Origin of the sequence: Nonomuraea sp. NPDC050556 (assembly GCF_044457355.1) — a bacterium.
Taxonomy (GTDB): Bacteria; Actinomycetota; Actinomycetes; order Streptosporangiales; family Streptosporangiaceae; genus Nonomuraea.
In genome coordinates this window covers 1513745-1528484 of record NZ_JBITGU010000001.1, presented here as the reverse complement: position 1 = coordinate 1528484, position 14740 = coordinate 1513745, and the positions used below count along the sequence as shown (strand labels likewise).

Genomic DNA, 14740 nt, shown 5'->3' with positions numbered 1-14740 from the left:
CCAGGGCTCGTTCGGGATGACTAGTGGGTGGAGAACCCGCCGTCGACGTACAGGGTCTGGCCCGTGACGAAAGCGCCCGCCGGGCTGGACAGGAAGACGGCTGCGCCGGCGAAGTCGGCGGGCAGGCCGTTGCGGCCCACCATGTGCCGCGAGGCCATGTGCTCGACCCGTCCGGGGATGGACTGGGCGGGTTCGGTCAGGGGCGTCAGGATGAAGCCGGGGATGATGGTGTTGACGCACACCCCGCTCGGCGACCAGGCCTCGGCCTGCGAGCGGGTCAGCCCCGCGATGGCCGCCTTGGACACCCCGTAGGCGCCGCTGTCGCCGAAGGCGCTGATGCTCTGCTGCGAGCCGACGTTGATGATCCGCCCCCACCCGCGCACGGCCATGAGCGGCCCGAAATGCTGTCCCAGCAGGTAGGGCGCGGTGAGGTTGACGGCGATGGTCTGCTCGTAGTCGGCGTCGGTCAGCTCGCCCATCGGTTTGCGTATGTTGTTGGCCGCGTCGTTGACCAGGATGTCGATCTGACCCGCCCCGGCGATGACCCGTTCGACGTCGGCGCGCACGCCCATGTCGGCGCTGATCCACGAGGCCTTGACCCCGCGGGCGGCGAGCCGGTCCACGGCCGCCGCCAGGCCCTGCTGACCGCGGGCGACCACGACGACCTCGGCGCCGGCGCGGCCCAGCGCCTCGGCCATGGCGTAGCCGATGCCGGAGCTGCCGCCGGTGACCAGGGCGCGCCGCCCGTCGAGCGAGAACAGCTCGCGCAGGAAGTCAGACATGGGCCAAGAAATTATCATCAGGCGCGGGAATGAGCGGGACCCGGAGTGCTGTTAAGCTGAAGCATTCATGCTCTGCAACAGTGTCTCGACAGACGTCCCGTTAGGAGTATACCACCAGATGGGAAACCGTCAAGCGGCCATCGCCGAGGAGCAGGTCAAGGTCTCGATGTTGTACGGCAGGCTGGACGAGGCGCGCGAGCGCTCGCGCCAGGTGCTGCGCGAGGTGCACGCCCTGGGCGGCGCGGTGGCCAACACCCAGGGCAGGGTCGAGCGCGAGGTGCTGGCCGAGGAGCGCACCCGCAGGCTGTCGCAGCTGTACGCGGTGGAGCGCGGCCTGTGCTTCGGCCGGATCGACGCCCGCGACGGCTCGCGCACCTACGTCGGCAGGATCGGGCTGCGCGACGACGAGCACGAGTCGGTGCTGGTCGACTGGCGTGCCCCGGCGGCGCGCCCGTTCTACACCTCCACCCCTTCCGAGCCGGGTGCGCTGGTGCGGCGCAGGCACGTGCACACCAGCGGACGCACCGTGGTGGGGCTGGACGACGAAGTGTTCGACCTGGAGCGGATGAGCGAGAGCGACCGCGGCACCCTGGTCGGGGGGGCCGCTTTGCTGGCGGCGCTGCGGCGTGGCCGTACCGGGCGGATGGGCGACGTGGTGGCCACCATCCAGACCGAGCAGGACCGGGTGATCCGCGCGGGCCTGGCGGGGGCGCTGGTGGTGCAGGGCGGTCCTGGCACCGGCAAGACGGTGGCGGCGCTGCACCGGGCCGCCTACCTGCTGTACGCCCACCGCGAGACGCTGGAGCGGCGCGGGGTGCTGGTGGTGGGGCCCAACGCGATGTTCCTGCGCTACATCGGCCAGGTGCTGCCCGCGCTGGGGGAGACGCAGGTGGTGCTGGCGACCGTGGGCGAGCTGTTTCCCGGCGTGCGCGCCACCGCCGTCGACCCGCCGGGGGTGGCGGTCGTCAAGGGGGACGCGCGGATGGCCGGCGTGGTGGCGGCAGCCGTACACGATCGGCAGCGCGTGCCGGACGGTGACCTGGAGGTCGAGGTGGAGGGGCAGGTGCTGCGGGTGGCGCACGCGGCGTGCGTGTCGATCAGGGACCGGGCCAGGCGGGTACGGCTGGCGCACAACCAGGCGCGCAAGCTGTTCGTCACCGAGATGCTGCGCGAGCTGGCCGAGGACGAGGCGCGGCAGTTCGAGCAGGTCACGGCGCTGGAGACGTTCCTGAGCCCGCAGGAGATCGCCGCCTTCGAGGCGGAACTGCCGCCTGTGACCGAGGAGGAGGAGCCGCCCGACCTGGCTCATGCGGCCGCCCAGCTGTGGGCCGAGCCGTCGGTGCGGCGGGCGCTGGACGCGCTGTGGCCGGAGCTGACCCCGCAGGAGCTGGTCGCCGACCTGCCCGCGCGGCTGTTCCCCGAGGGGCTGGACTGGCGGGCTCTGGTGCGTACGCCGGGGGCTGAGTGGACGGTCGGCGACGTGCCGCTCCTGGACGAGGCGGCCGAGCTCCTGGGCGAGGACGACTCGGCCGGCCGTTCGGCCCGGCGGCTGTCGCGGGAGCAGCGGCTGGAGCGGGAGCTGTACGCGCGTGAGGTGCTGACCTCGGTGGACCTGCCCGACGAGGTCCTGGGCGCCGCCGACCTGGCTGAACGGCACGCCGACGACGACGGGGCGCTGAGTACGGCGGAGCGGGCCGCGGCCGACCGCACCTGGGCCTACGGGCACGTGATCGTGGACGAGGCGCAGGAGCTGTCGGCGATGGCGTGGCGGATGGTGATGCGCCGGGTTCCCGCGCGTTCGCTGACGGTGGTGGGCGACATCGCGCAGACCGGTTCCGCGGCCGGCGCGCGCTCGTGGGGCGAGGCGCTCGACCCCTACGTGGCGGGGCGCTGGCGCGAGGAGCGGCTGATGGTCAACTACCGCACCCCGGTGGAGATCATGGACCTGGCCGCCGAGGTGCTGCGGGTGGTGGATCCCGGGCAGGTGCCGCCGGAGTCGGTGCGCTCCGGTGGCAGCGTGCCGGTGGCGTTGAGGCTGCCGGTGGAGGGGCTGCCCGAGCTGGTGGCGGCCGAGCTGGCCGAGGTCGGCGAGGGCAGGGTGGGGGTGGTGACCTCCGACGTCGTGCACGCGCGGGCCCAGGCGTTGATCCCGGGGAGCGGGGACCTGGACGCGCCGGTGGCGGTGCTGACCGTCACCCAGGCCAAGGGGCTGGAGTTCGACGCGGTCGTGGTGGTGGACCCGGCGGGCATCCTGGAGCAGTCGCCGATGGGCGGGCACGACCTGTATGTCGCGGTGACCAGGGCGACGCGTAGGCTGACCGTCGTTCATCAGGGCGACCTTCCCGACCTCCTTATTAATCTACAATGTAAAGGCGCCCTCCGGTGATCAAGATCACTACCTTTGAGGCCTGAAGGCCTTCTTCTTCAAAAACGAGGGGCCTGTGCCGGAAGCTGTCATCGTCGCCCGCCTGCGGGCGGCCGGTTGCGTGTTCGCCGAGGATGAGGCGCGCCTGATCCTCACCACCGCCTCGACCCCGCAGGAGCGGGAGGCGATGGTGGCCGCCCGGGTGTCGGGATTGCCGCTGGAGCACGTGCTGGGGTGGGCGGAGTTCTGCGGGTTGCGCATCCAGGTGGATCCGCAGGTGTTCGTGCCGCGCCGCCGTACCGAGTTCCTGGTGAGCCAGGCCGTCGCGCTCGCGCGGTCTGGCGCCGTGGTGGTGGACCTGTGCTGCGGCACCGGCGCGCTCGGTGCGGCTCTTGCCGCGCAGGTGGAGGGCGTGGAGTTGTACGCGGCCGATGTGGATGCGGCGGCGGTGCGGTGCGCGCGGCGCAACCTGCCGGGGGTGGGGGTGTTCGAGGGCGACCTGTTCGAGGCGTTGCCCGGTGGTTTGCGTGGGCGGGTGGAGGTGTTGCTGGCCAACGTGCCGTATGTGCCGTCGGGTGAGGTGGCGTTGCTGCCGGCTGAGGCGCGGTTGCACGAGGCGGCGGTGGCGCTGGACGGCGGGGGTGACGGGCTGGAGGTGTTGCGGCGGGTGTGTGCTGGGGCGCCGGGGTGGCTGGCGCCGGGCGGGGTTTTGCTGTTCGAGACGAGTGAGCGTCAGGTTCCGGGGGCGGTGGCGGCGGTGGAGGCTGCCGGGCTGGTGGCGCGGGTGGCTGTTTCCGAGGAGTTCTTTGCGACCGTGGTGATCGCGACAATGGGCCTTGACCGTTCTTGACTCGCATGTTGAAGTGGTGATCGTCTGCGACGAGAGGACCCCCATGGGAAACAGTAATTCGGACGGCGTGATGTTGCTCAAGCCCGGTGGTTGGGCGGTGGAGGATGAATTCTCGGTGACGCTGACGGAAAAGGCGTTGCTTGATGAGTTGTTCACCGCCGGTGACGAGCAGGACGTTTTCTGACGGTGAAGGGGCGCGCTGGGAGAGAGCGTGAGTTGGCGCCTGGTGCGGCTCTGGCGCTGGTGGAGTCGGTTCTGGATGAGCGTGGGTTGCGGGTGGAGTTCGTTTCTTCTGGCTCTGCTGGTTTTCCTTTGCATCGGTGTTCTGTCTATGGGCCTGGTGGGCGGCTGGTGGCGGAGTCGCTGGGTAAGGGGGCGGGTGGGCAGAGCCGGGTGAGTGCGTTGTTCGAGGCGTGGCAGCATCTGCGGCATCAGGAGGGGCAGGCCGCGTGTGATGTGCGGGTGTTGCCGGTGTCGTATGTGGTGGGTCAGGCGGGGCTGGCCGGTGAGGAGATGTTGCGGCGGTTGGCGGGGGATTTTCCGGCTGCGCGGTTGGCGTGTGTGTGGTTGGAGCCGTTGCGTGGTGGGTCGGGTGGGTTGTGGTTTCCGTTGTTCGCGCGGGCGCCGTGGTGTCGGGATTCGCCGGTTCCGGGTGATGACCTGCGGGGGTATGCGCCGTATTTGCGGTATGCGTATGACAACGGGACGGCGGCTGGGGCGTCGGTGAACGAGGCGGTGCTGCACGGTCTGCTGGAGGTGGTGGAGCGTGATGCGCTCTCGCACGCTTTGCTGGAGTGGTATGCGCGGGGTGAGGGTCCGGTGCGTGCGGTGGGGCGGGCGGTGTTGCCGGCGGATGTGCGGGTGTTGTTCGACGAGGTGACGCAGGTGTTGGGGGCGCCGCCGCTGGTGGTGGAGGTGACGTCGGACCTGGGGGTTCCGGTGTTCGCCGCGTTGCCGTCCGCTGCGTGTGGTTTTGCTGGGGTGTTGGGGTCTGGGGCGTCGTTGTCTCCGGCGTATGCGGTGGAGCGGGCGTTGTCGGAGGTGGCGCAGTCGTTGTTCAACCTGTCGTTGGGGGTGGATGCGTCGTTGGAGCGGCGGTTGTCGTCGTTGGCGCGGTGGCCGGTGCTGGAGCGGTGTGCGCGGGTGGATGCGGGGCCGTTGCTGGAGCGGGTGGTGTGGTCGGCGCGCGGGCCTGGTGAGGGGTCGTCGCTGGGGGTGGCCGATCAGGTGGAGGTGGTGTTGTCGGCGGTGGAGGCTGCGGGGTTTTCCGCGTATGTGGTGCGGTGGAATCCGTCCGATGAGGTGTGTCCGGTGGTGACGGTGGTGGTGCCGGGGCTGGATGCTTTTTCGATGGTGCACAACGCTGTTCCGGTGCTGCCGACGGGGCGGGCGGTGCGGTTGCTCGGCCGGCGCGGGTGATTCCTGGGGTGTTGCGGCGCCGGGATTTCCGGCTGGTGTTTTGCGGGATGGTCGCCAGTTTGCTGGGTGATGCTTCTTTGTTGTTGGTTCCCGCGATTTTGGTGAAGAAATGGACAGGGTCTTCGTCTGCTGCTGGGTTGACGTTGTTTTTCTTCACGTTGCCGCTGTGTTTTTCGCCGTTGTTCGGGGTGGTGGTTGATCGGGTGGATCGGCGGCGGCTTCTGGTGGTGGCTTGTTTGGTGTCTGCTGTGTCGTTGGTGCCGTTGGGTTTTGCTTCTGCTGTGTGGGTTGTGTATGTGGTGTCGGCGTGTATGGGGTGTTCGTACACGGTGGTGTTCGGGGCTTTGGGTGGGTTGTTGAAGGGGGTGTTGCCTGGGGGGTTGCTGGCGCAGTCGAACGGGGCTTTGCAGGTGGCTCGGCAGGGGGCGCGGGTGGTGGGGCCTGTGGTGGGGGTGGGGTTGTTGTCTTGGGTGGGGGTTTGGGGGGTGGTGGTTTTCGACATGGCGACGTTCGTGGTGGCGGCGGGTGCGTTCTGGCGGCTGCGGCTGTTGGGGGGTCGTTTCCCTTTGGCCGATCGTCCTCACTCCGCGGTCCGAGCTGATGAAGGCGGCGCCGGATGGGGACGGTGGTGGCGCGAGGTGGGGGCCGGGGTGGTGCATGTGTGGGGGGATGTGGTGCTGCGCCGGGTGCTGGGGTCGCTGGGGTTGATGTTCGTGGTGGGTGGGGTGACGGAGTCGTTGATTTTCGCGGTGATCGAGGGGTTGGGCAGGCCGCCGGAGTTCACCGCGGTGACGGGGATGGCGATGGGCGTGGGGGCGATCGTCGGCGGGGTGCTGGCCGCGTGGCTGGTGGGGCGGTTCGGCGAGGCGGCCGTGGTGGGGGCCGGGGTGGCGTTGTACGGCGTGGCGGTGGCGTTGTGGTTGATCCCCGCAGCGTGGGCGCTGGTGGGTGCGATGGGCGTGGCGGGGGCGAGCCTGACGGCGACGGCCGTGGCGGTGCGGACCGTGATGCAGCGCCGTACCCCTGAGGGGTTGCTGGGGCGGGTGTCTGCCGCCTATGACGCGATGGCGGGGATGGGGTCGCTCGCCTCTGTGGGTGTGGGAGCGGTGCTGGTATCGGTGGTAGATGCGCGGGTGCTGGTGGGGTGCGTCGCCGTGGCGATCGTGTGCGCAGGCCTCCCCGCCTGGCGCGTCGCCACGCTCTCGCCTAACGCGGTGAGCTCTGGCCGGTCAGGTCCTCACCACCCGTGAGGAGGTTCCGGTTGGACCGACCGACGCCAGTCCGTGATCAGTCCGCGGCTACGAGCTGACCAGCGCCAGGTCGAGTACGTCGATGCCGACGGGGGTGCGTTGGGTCGCGATCCGGCTCGTCGACCACGGACCGGGGAAGCGGTGCAGCAGTGCGTGAAGCGCGATGGCGACCTCGTGCCTGGCCAGGTGGGCGCCGAGGCAGAAGTGCACGCCGTGGCCGAAGGAAAGGTGCTCGTTGGGCGTTCTGCCGGGCCGGAACTCCTGTGGCTCGGCGAACACCCGGGGGTCCCGGTTGGCCGAGAGCATCATGGCGATCACTCGTCGGCCGGTCTCGATGGGGTGCCCGGCGAGGTCGGCCGGGCCGGTGGTGAACCGGTCGGTGCCACCGATCGGGGGGAGGAAGCGCAGCACCTCCTCGATGGCGGCGGGTACCAGTGCAGGGTCGGCTCGCAGCCTGGCCAGTGCTTCCGGGTGGGCTGCCAGGCACAGCACGGTGTTGACCAGCAGGGTCTTGGTCGTTTCATGGCCGTTGATGAGCAGCAGGGTGCAGAAGTTGAGCAGCTCTTCGTCGGAGAGCCGGTTGCCGTCCGGTTCTGCGGCCAGCAGGGTGTCGATCACGTCGCCTTGGGGCCGGGCGCGGTGTTCGGCGAACACCTGGTGGAAATATTCGGCCAGTTCGGCGTGCGCGGCGCGGAACGCGGCCTGACGCGACGGGTCCTCGCTGAAGGAGCCGGCGAAGGAGGTGATGGCCTCGGTCCAGCGCACGAAGTCCGGTTGCCTGTCCGCTTCCACTCCGAGCAGTGCGGCGATGGTGCGCACCGGCAACGGCTGGCCGAGCTGGCCGATCACGTCCAGTTCCCCGTCCACTTCGGCGAGCTGTGTCCGCACGGTGTCGGTGATCGTGGGAAGCAGCGCCTGGATCGCGCGGGGTGTGAAGGCTCGGCTGACGAGGCGGCGCAGCAGGTGGTGGCGGGGCGGGTCGATCGCCGCCAGGCTGCCGAGAATCGGGTTGTCCTCGTGCGGGACGGGTCGCGCGCTGTGGCGCAACTCGTCGGATGAGAACACCGGGTGGTCGGTGAGCACCTGCTTCACCTCGGCGTGGCCGTGCACCGTCCAGGCGCCGAGCGGTTCGACGAAGCGCACCCCGTCCCCGGCGAGACCGTCCTGTGCGGTGTGCCGGTACCAGTCGAGGATCTCCTTGACAGCATCATCAGCCATGCGTCGAGTGTGTTAGCCCCGGCCGGTCAGGGATTGGAGAAAACGGACGTCCGGCAGGAGTGTGGTTGGTGGTGCTCCCACCGCGTGCCGGAACTCGGCGAGCAGGTGTGACTGGTCGTAGCAGCCGCTGCGTACGGCGATGGCGGCCCAGTTCGGGCGTTCGCCCTTGGCCAGTGCGGCGCGTGCGGCGGCGAGCGCGTGGTGCAGCCGCACCACCCGCACGTAGGACTTGGGCCTTAGCCCGACCGCGACGCCGAACCGCCGCCGTAGTTGCCGCTCGGACAGCCCGGCCAGGGCGGCATGGCGGTCTACGGGCGCGCCGGGGGCTGCATGCATTGCCGCCAGGACGATTTCCACCCGCTCGTCTATGCGGCATTGCCCGGCCCGCGCCCGCACCAGTGCCAGCGCCCCGGCCAGCCGTTCGGTCACTGACCCGTCCAGTCGCCCGACCTCGATGGGCGTCCCGGCCAGTGGCACCTCGTCGGCTGCGACGCCGAACAGGCCGGTCACCGTTCCCGGTCGTAGCCGTACCCCGATCAGAGGCCCGCCTGCGGGCAGCGGTCCCTGCCGGACGCGTGTCTCCGGACCGGCCAGCCAGCATGTTCCGTCGGGCATGACGAGCAGGTCGACGGCGGGCTGTGGCAACCCTCTCGGCGCCGCGCCGCCGTCCAGCGCCCAGGTCCCGGCCACCAGGTGGGCCAGGTCGGCGGGCACGGGCATTGCGATCACCACTGCAGTCAACCCGGCGACCACCGTGTTCGCCAGCGATTAAGCGACCAAGGACGTGGGACGGGCGTCGCAGGATCAGGCCGTCCACAATCTCCCCGAGCTCGGCCATGATCGCCAGTGGCTGACGTACATGAATACGCCCTTTGTTAATGGTGCGCGATGTAGCGGCTGGAGCGGCCCTGCCTGCAGCAGGTGCATGGCCTGCTCGTAGCCCCACCAGGACTCCGACTGGCCGGGGACGAGCAGCGGGGCGGGCTTGTCGCCTCGGGGAAGTCGTGCGGGGCGTAGGTGCGGTCGGGATGGTCGGGGCCGTAGCGGTGACTGATCATCGGGCCTCGCCGAGGATCGACTGCAGGGCTTGGGACAACTGGGCCGGTGCGTCGGTGGGCTGCTGAGCACGCCAGGCGATGAACCGGTCGGGGCGGATCAGCACCGCGCCCGCCGGTCCGTGGCCGCGGTGGCGGGTCCAGGTGGAGCGGGGATCGAGCAGATCTCCGTCCTGGTGGCCGACGCGGACGACGTCCAGCGGCCAGGTTGCGGTGAGTTTGGCGGCGGCCTCGCACCAGTCCTGGCCGTCCTCTCCCGCGATGAGCAGGAATGTGCCCGGCTGGAGCAGGTCGTGCGTGGACAGCCGCCGTCCGTGGTCGTCCTCCAGCCAGGCGTGCGGCAGCGGATGGCCGGGCCGGGCGCAGGGCTGGTAGAGGCGGATGGGGTCGGGGTTGGCGGGCTCGGGGGTGCCGTCGTCGACGACGGCGGCCGAGGTGGCCGAGGGGTAGGTGTAGCCGTACTCGATGTTGTGCTCGTTGAACTCCATCGACTGGCTGGCGATGGCGCGGTGGATGGCGCGGGCGTGCTCGGTGTCCTCGGGCAGGCCGCTCCACAGGCGGCGCAGCTGCCCCCAGTTCGTCTCCGGATCACCACCGGGCACGAGGCCTGCGGCCTGGGTGGTGACGATGTGGTTGAGTGCGTTCTCGACCGAGCGTTGCACGTTGCGGGCGGTGACGGGCTTGCGTTCGGGCTCGTAGGTGTCCAGTAGCCGCTCGTGGGCGTGGCCGCGCAGGACGGCGGCGAGTTTCCAGGCGAGGTTGTGCGCGTCCTGGATGGCGGAGTTCAGGCCGAGGCCGCCGGTGGGCGGGTGGCGGTGGGCTGCGTCGCCGAGCAGGAAGACGCGGCCGTCGCGGAAGCGGTCGGCGACGACGCCCTCGATCGACCAGCGGGTGATCAGGTGCACGGTGAGCGGGTGGTCGGGCAGGCCGAGCGCGGTGCGCAGGTCGGCGATGACCGTCTCGTCGTCGAGGCCGCGCGGGTCGTCGGTGGCGTAGTTGAGGTGGACGACCCATTCTTCGCTGTCGGGGCCCCAGTGGTCGGGGCCCATGGGCACCATGGTGGCGCCGCCGCCGGTGTGCGGGAGGGTCAGCCAGCGGATGAGCACTTCGGGGTCGCGGGCGACGGCGGACAGGTCGGCCGTCAGGTGGACGGTGGCGACGCGGGCCAGGTCGCGGGCGCCCTCCATGACGACGCCCAGCTGCCGGCCGACGGTGCGGCCGCCGTCGCAGGCCAGCAGGTAGCGGGCGCGCACCTCATACGTCTGGCCGCTGTCGCGGTCGAGGACGGTGGCGGTGACGCCGTCGGCGCCGGTGGTGAAGGCGGTCAGTTCGTGGCCGAAGCGGATGCGGCCGGGCGCGAGTTCTTCGGCGCGGGCCTTGATGAGGGGTTCGAGGCGGAGCTGGGGGAGGTTGGTCTGGCGCTGGGGGCTGGCGGCGGCCCAGTCGCCGGACAGCCCGCCGCAACCCCACGACTCGACGAGTCCGAAGCGGCGGCCGTAGTCCTCCGTAGGGCCTGCCAGGCCGGCGTACCAGCCGGAGTAGCGCATCTGCTCGGGCGGGGTACCGCGTTCATAGACGGTCTCGGCGATGCCGAGGCCGGCCAGGATCTCCATGGTGCGCTGGTTGAGCAGATGCGCCTTGGGCAGTGCGGAGGTGGTCGGCAGCGAGCTGATGAGCAGGTGGTCGACGCCGAGCTGGGACAGCAGCATGGAGGCGGTCAGGCCGGCGCCGCCGCCGCCCACGATGAGCACGTCATGCACGGGGTGCCTCCTTCAGGCGGGGGAACAGGTTGCGGGCGTTGTCGTGGTTGATCGCCTGGTCGGTGGCCCAGGTGTTGAAGTAGGCGACGGCGAGTTCGGGGGCGAAGGGCCAGTCGCTGCCGTACAGGACGTGGCTGGGCTTGGCGAAGGCCAGCAGGGACGGCAGCGCGGCCGGGCTGGCCGACAGGGCGGTGTCGAAGTAGAAGCCGGACAGGTCGTCCAGGATGTGCTGGAGGTCGCGGCCGGTGTCGTTGAAGATGCTGAGAGCCAGGCGGTGGGCGGCGTAGGGGACGAACCCGCCGGCGTGCGCCAGGATGAAGCGGAGGTGCGGGAAGCGCCGGGGCACGTCGTGTTTGACGAGGTTGTAGGCGGCGCGGGTGGTGTCGAGCAGGAAGTCGGCGGCGAACGGCGCGATGCCCTCTGCGGCCGGTCCTGGCAGCTGGGCGGGGTGGACGAAGACGACCGCGTGGTGCTCGTCCAGGGCGGCCATGAGCGGGTCGAAGGCGGGGTCGCCGAGGTAGGCGCCGTTGCTGTTGGCCAGCAGCATGACGCCGTCGGCCGACAGGCCGGCGAGGGCGTGGGCGGCCTCGGCGACGGCGGCTTTCACGTCGGGCAGGGTAAGGGTGGCGAAGAAGCCGAACCTGCCGGGATGGGCGGCGGCGAGCTGGGCGGCGTACTCGTTGGCCTGGCGGGCCACGTGTGCGGCGTCGGCGCCGTCGCCGAGGTAGGCGCCGGGTGTGGTCAGCGACACGAGGGCCGCCGCGATGCCCTGCTGGTCCATCAGTTCCAGCGCCTGGTCCGGACTCCATTGGGGCAGTGGGCGGCCGCCGGGCGCGTCCACGCCGTGAGAGCAACCAGCGCGCGTACGGCTCGGGGACCAGGTGCTGGTGCACGTCGATGCGGCCGCTCATGCTGTGTCCTCCAGATAGCTGGCGCCGTAGACGCGCTGGACGGTGATCTCCAGAACGACGCGGTTCATCGCGGCCAGGTCCGCATCGCTCAGCGGCTCGACGTTCTGGCCGCCGATCCGCGACCACACCGCGGCCGTGTCGGCGCCGATGCCGGCGGTCCGGATCCGGGCCGTGCCTTCCAGCGTCACTGACGGGTACGGCGCCGCCGCCCCGACCACGCACAGGGACGCGCGGCCGGTGCGCTGCACGTCTTTGGCCTTGGCCCGGCCGGGTTCGGTGGAGATGAGCAGCCGGTCGCCGTCCAGGGCGAAGTACACCGTCGATTGGCGGATGCCGCCGTCGGGGCGGGTGGTGGCCAGCACCCCGGCGGCTTGCCGGGTGAGGAAGCCGCGAACCTCCGCACCGATCACCACGGTGCGGTGGCGGATGGCGTACCGGTCGAGGGCGGCGGCCAGGTCCGGGGCGCGGCCGATCAGCACGATCGGGCGGCCGTCTTCGAGGACCACGTCGGCCGCGGCGTCGGGGGCGAGTTCGGTGAGGACGCGGCGTACGGTGTCGGCGAGGAGTTCGGGCTTGAACAGCTTGCCGACCGCGGTGGTGGGCAGCTTGTCCAGCACGTGCACGGCCTTGGGTGCGGCGGCCGGTTCTGGCGCGTGCCGCCGTGCCCAGTCCAGCAGGTCCTCCTCGCTGACCGGACGCGAGCACGTCACGTAGGCGACGGGAACCTCGCCGGAGTGCGGGTCGGGGCGGCCCACTGCCGCCGCGCCCGTGACGGCCGGGTGGCTCAGCAGGGACTCCTCGATGGAACGCGGGTCGATGTTGTGGCCGCCGCGGATGATGAGGTCCTTGGCGCGGCCGGTGAGGTGGACGTAGCCGTCGGCGTCGACGTGGCCGAGGTCGCCGGTGAGCAGCCAGCCGTCGGAGATCTTGCCGGTGGGGTCGGGGCCGTCCGGGCCGAGGTAGCCGGGGAACACCGCGGGCCCCTTGATGGCCAGCACGCCCGTCTGGCCGGCCGGGCAGTCCTCGCCGTCGTCGGTGACCGCCTTGATCTGCTGGTACGGCAGGCGCAACCCGACCGATCCCGGACGCGGCGCGAAGGCGGGTGTCGCCGCGCTCACACACGTCGCCTCCGTCAGTCCGTACCCCTCCAGCATCGGCACTTTCACCTGCTGCTCGAAGTCGGCGCGGACCCGGCCGGGCAGCGGTGCGGCGCCGACCGCACCGGCCCGCAGGCTGGAGATGTCCACGCCGTCAGGGACCGGCGGCAGGCTCGCGTACACGGTCGGCACGGCCGAGAACGCGGTCACCCGGTACCGCTCGATGATGTGCCAGAAGTCCGCCATGAGCGTCTTGTCGCGGTAGCCGAGCGGCCCCAGGCTGACCACGGCGGCACCGTGCATGAACGGCGCCAGCCCGGTGACGTGCACCGCGTTGACGTGGAACAGCGGCAGCCCGGCCAGCGCCACCCCGCCGCCGTCCGCGTAGGCGCCGGAGCAGCCGAGCGCCCAGGCCATGTACACCTCCATGGCGTGCGTGTGCGGGGCGATCTTGGGTGTGCCGGTGGTGCCGCCGGTGTGGAAGTACGCGGCCAGATCTCCCTGCTCCGGACGGGGGGAGGTGGTCAGGCGGTCGCCGGGCTGTTCGGCGGCCAGCCGCTCGAAGTCGCCGCCCCGCACCTGCGCCGGAGCGTGGACGGCGTCGTTGGAGCCGTTACCGCCCACGATCAGCAGCGCCCGCAGTCCCGGCAGCGCTTCGGCCACGCGCAGCGCCTTGTCCCACAGCCCGGGCAGCGTCGCCGGACCGGCGACCACCAGGATCTCGGCGCGGGTGAGGCGGAAGATGTCGATGACGTGGTGGTCGGCGAGCATCGGGTTGACCGGGTTGGCCACGCCGACGGCTTGGGCGCCCAGCAGCGCGGCGTAGGTGTGCCCGCTGTTGGGCAGCAGCAGACCCACCGTCCCGCCCGGCGTCAGCCCCAGGGAGGTGTAGAGGTTGGCCGCCTGGTGCACGCGGCCCAGCAGCTCGCCGTAGGTCCATGTGGTCGGCGCGCCCTCGCCCAGCAGGTGCAGGGCCGGCGCGTGCGGGGTGGCGGCAGCCGTACGGCGCAGCAGCTCGTAGGTGGAGGCCGGCAGGTTCCGCTCGGCCAGCGGCACGGCCTCCACCAGCGGCAGGTCCTCGGGGACCAGCACCAGGGGCCGGTGCCCGTCGGTGTGGTGGCTCATGCGGTGTGCGCCCCCGCCATCAGCGCGGCCAGGTCCTCGGGCTCGATGAACGACGGCGGCAGCGGCGGCCCCCAGCTGTAGAGGATGCGCATGTCGGAGAACACCTCGGGCTTCCAGATCGCTTCGTCCACGACGCAGTCCAGGTCGCTGTAGTACTCAGCGAAGTTGCCTGCCGGGTCCTTGAGGTACCAGAAGAAGTTCGAGCCGATGTGGTGGCGCCCGAGACCCCACACGTGCCGCTCCGGGTGGCCTTCCAGCATCCGGTGGGCGCCGCGGCCGATCTCGTCGACGTCCTCGACCTCCCAGGAGGTGTGGTGCAGGTACGGCACCGGTGCGGGCTGCACCAGCACGTTGTGGTGGTCGGTCGAGCAGCGCAGGAACGCGGCGATGCCGGGCACTTCGTCGCTGACCTTGAACCCGATGCCGTCGGTGAAGAACCGCTGGCTGGCCTCCTGGTCGGTGGAGCCGAGCACCACGTGGCCGAGTTTGCGTGGCCGTACCGGCTGCTCGCGCAGTACGCCGGGGGCGCGGGCGTCGACCCGCTCGGCGCGGCCCGGCCCGTTGTAGACGGGGGCGGGCTCGGCGGGGCGGCTGATCCGGCCGGCGATCGACACGTGGACGCGGACGTTCGTGCCGGGGTCGGTCACCCGGCCGCCGGCGTCCAGCGCCAGATCCAGGCGGGCCAGGCTCGCCTTCATCCGGGCGAGGTCGTCGGGGTCGTCCACGCCGACGCCCAGCTCGACCAGGCGGCGGGTGGGCGTGTGGACCAGCTGCAGCTGCTCGCCGCCGTCGGTGGTGGCGAAGGTGTTCTCGCCGGTCTGGGCGAGGCCGAAGTCGGCGTAGTAGGCGGCGGTCTCGGCGACGTTCGGGACGCCGATGGTGATGCGGGTCAGGCGGTGCAGTGCCAT

General features: G+C 71.1%; 12 protein-coding genes. 5 read left to right on the top strand and 7 right to left on the bottom strand.

Going from position 1 to position 14740, the window contains the following annotated elements:
• Positions 1-20: 20 nt before the first annotated feature.
• Positions 21-782: an SDR family NAD(P)-dependent oxidoreductase gene (locus ACIBG8_RS07760; RefSeq protein ID WP_397341797.1), complete on the bottom strand. Its 762-nt coding sequence runs from the start codon at positions 780-782 to the stop codon at positions 21-23.
• Positions 783-900: 118 nt separating this feature from the next.
• On the opposite strand from ACIBG8_RS07760, the gene ACIBG8_RS07755 reads away from it, so the two are divergent.
• The 5 genes from ACIBG8_RS07755 to ACIBG8_RS07735 are packed head-to-tail and all read left to right on the top strand — an operon-like array spanning position 901 to position 6666.
• On the top strand, positions 901-3168 hold the full coding sequence (locus ACIBG8_RS07755) for a HelD family protein (protein WP_397341796.1): 2268 nt from the start codon (positions 901-903) through the stop codon (positions 3166-3168).
• A gap of 55 nt (positions 3169-3223) precedes the next feature.
• Positions 3224-3997 (top strand): putative protein N(5)-glutamine methyltransferase, encoded by a 774-nt coding sequence (locus tag ACIBG8_RS07750; RefSeq protein ID WP_397341795.1) that lies wholly within the window; start codon positions 3224-3226, stop codon positions 3995-3997.
• A complete protein-coding gene (locus ACIBG8_RS07745; protein WP_397341794.1) occupies positions 3984-4181 on the top strand; it encodes a hypothetical protein in 198 nt (65 codons plus the stop codon). The genes ACIBG8_RS07750 and ACIBG8_RS07745 overlap by 14 nt, the downstream gene beginning before the upstream one ends.
• 2 nt (positions 4182-4183) lie before the next feature.
• On the top strand, positions 4184-5416 hold the full coding sequence (locus ACIBG8_RS07740; protein ID WP_397341793.1) for a YcaO-like family protein: 1233 nt from the start codon (positions 4184-4186) through the stop codon (positions 5414-5416).
• 47 nt (positions 5417-5463) lie between these two features.
• Complete coding sequence (locus ACIBG8_RS07735) at positions 5464-6666, top strand: MFS transporter (protein ID WP_397343909.1); 1203 nt, start codon at positions 5464-5466, stop codon at positions 6664-6666.
• Positions 6667-6714: 48 nt separating this feature from the next.
• Here ACIBG8_RS07735 and ACIBG8_RS07730 read toward each other — a convergent pair whose 3' ends face one another.
• The 6 genes from ACIBG8_RS07730 to ACIBG8_RS07705 form a co-directional block, all read right to left on the bottom strand.
• Positions 6715-7884 carry a cytochrome P450 gene (locus ACIBG8_RS07730; RefSeq protein WP_397341792.1) on the bottom strand — a complete coding sequence of 390 codons (1170 nt, stop codon included), beginning with the start codon at positions 7882-7884 and terminating at the stop codon, positions 6715-6717.
• Positions 7885-7896: 12 nt separating this feature from the next.
• A complete protein-coding gene (locus ACIBG8_RS07725; protein WP_397343908.1) occupies positions 7897-8604 on the bottom strand; it encodes a helix-turn-helix domain-containing protein in 708 nt (235 codons plus the stop codon).
• Between the two features lie 334 nt (positions 8605-8938).
• A complete protein-coding gene (locus tag ACIBG8_RS07720; RefSeq protein WP_397341791.1) occupies positions 8939-10699 on the bottom strand; it encodes an FAD-dependent monooxygenase in 1761 nt (586 codons plus the stop codon).
• Positions 10692-11540 (bottom strand): amidohydrolase family protein, encoded by an 849-nt coding sequence (locus ACIBG8_RS07715; RefSeq protein WP_397341790.1) that lies wholly within the window; start codon positions 11538-11540, stop codon positions 10692-10694. Before ACIBG8_RS07715 ends, ACIBG8_RS07720 begins: the two co-directional genes overlap by 8 nt.
• Before the next feature lie 66 nt (positions 11541-11606).
• Positions 11607-13832, bottom strand: coding sequence for an acyl-CoA synthetase (locus tag ACIBG8_RS07710; RefSeq protein ID WP_397341789.1), 2226 nt, complete (start codon positions 13830-13832; stop codon positions 11607-11609).
• Complete coding sequence (locus ACIBG8_RS07705; RefSeq protein WP_397341788.1) at positions 13829-14740, bottom strand: VOC family protein; 912 nt, start codon at positions 14738-14740, stop codon at positions 13829-13831. Before ACIBG8_RS07705 ends, ACIBG8_RS07710 begins: the two co-directional genes overlap by 4 nt.

What these genes read in the sequence shown, in the direction of transcription:
- ACIBG8_RS07710 (WP_397341789.1), bottom strand. Translation starts at nt 13,832, where the DNA reads ATGAGCCACCACACCGACGGGCACCGGCCCCTGGTGCTGGTCCCCGAG.
- ACIBG8_RS07760 (WP_397341797.1), bottom strand. Translation starts at nt 782, where the DNA reads ATGTCTGACTTCCTGCGCGAGCTGTTCTCGCTCGACGGGCGGCGCGCC.
- ACIBG8_RS07755 (WP_397341796.1), top strand. Translation starts at nt 901, where the DNA reads ATGGGAAACCGTCAAGCGGCCATCGCCGAGGAGCAGGTCAAGGTCTCG.
- ACIBG8_RS07705 (WP_397341788.1), bottom strand. Translation starts at nt 14,740, where the DNA reads ATGGCACTGCACCGCCTGACCCGCATCACCATCGGCGTCCCGAACGTC.
- ACIBG8_RS07735 (WP_397343909.1), top strand. Translation starts at nt 5,464, where the DNA reads ATGGTCGCCAGTTTGCTGGGTGATGCTTCTTTGTTGTTGGTTCCCGCG.
- ACIBG8_RS07730 (WP_397341792.1), bottom strand. Translation starts at nt 7,884, where the DNA reads ATGGCTGATGATGCTGTCAAGGAGATCCTCGACTGGTACCGGCACACC.
- ACIBG8_RS07725 (WP_397343908.1), bottom strand. Translation starts at nt 8,604, where the DNA reads ATGCCCGTGCCCGCCGACCTGGCCCACCTGGTGGCCGGGACCTGGGCG.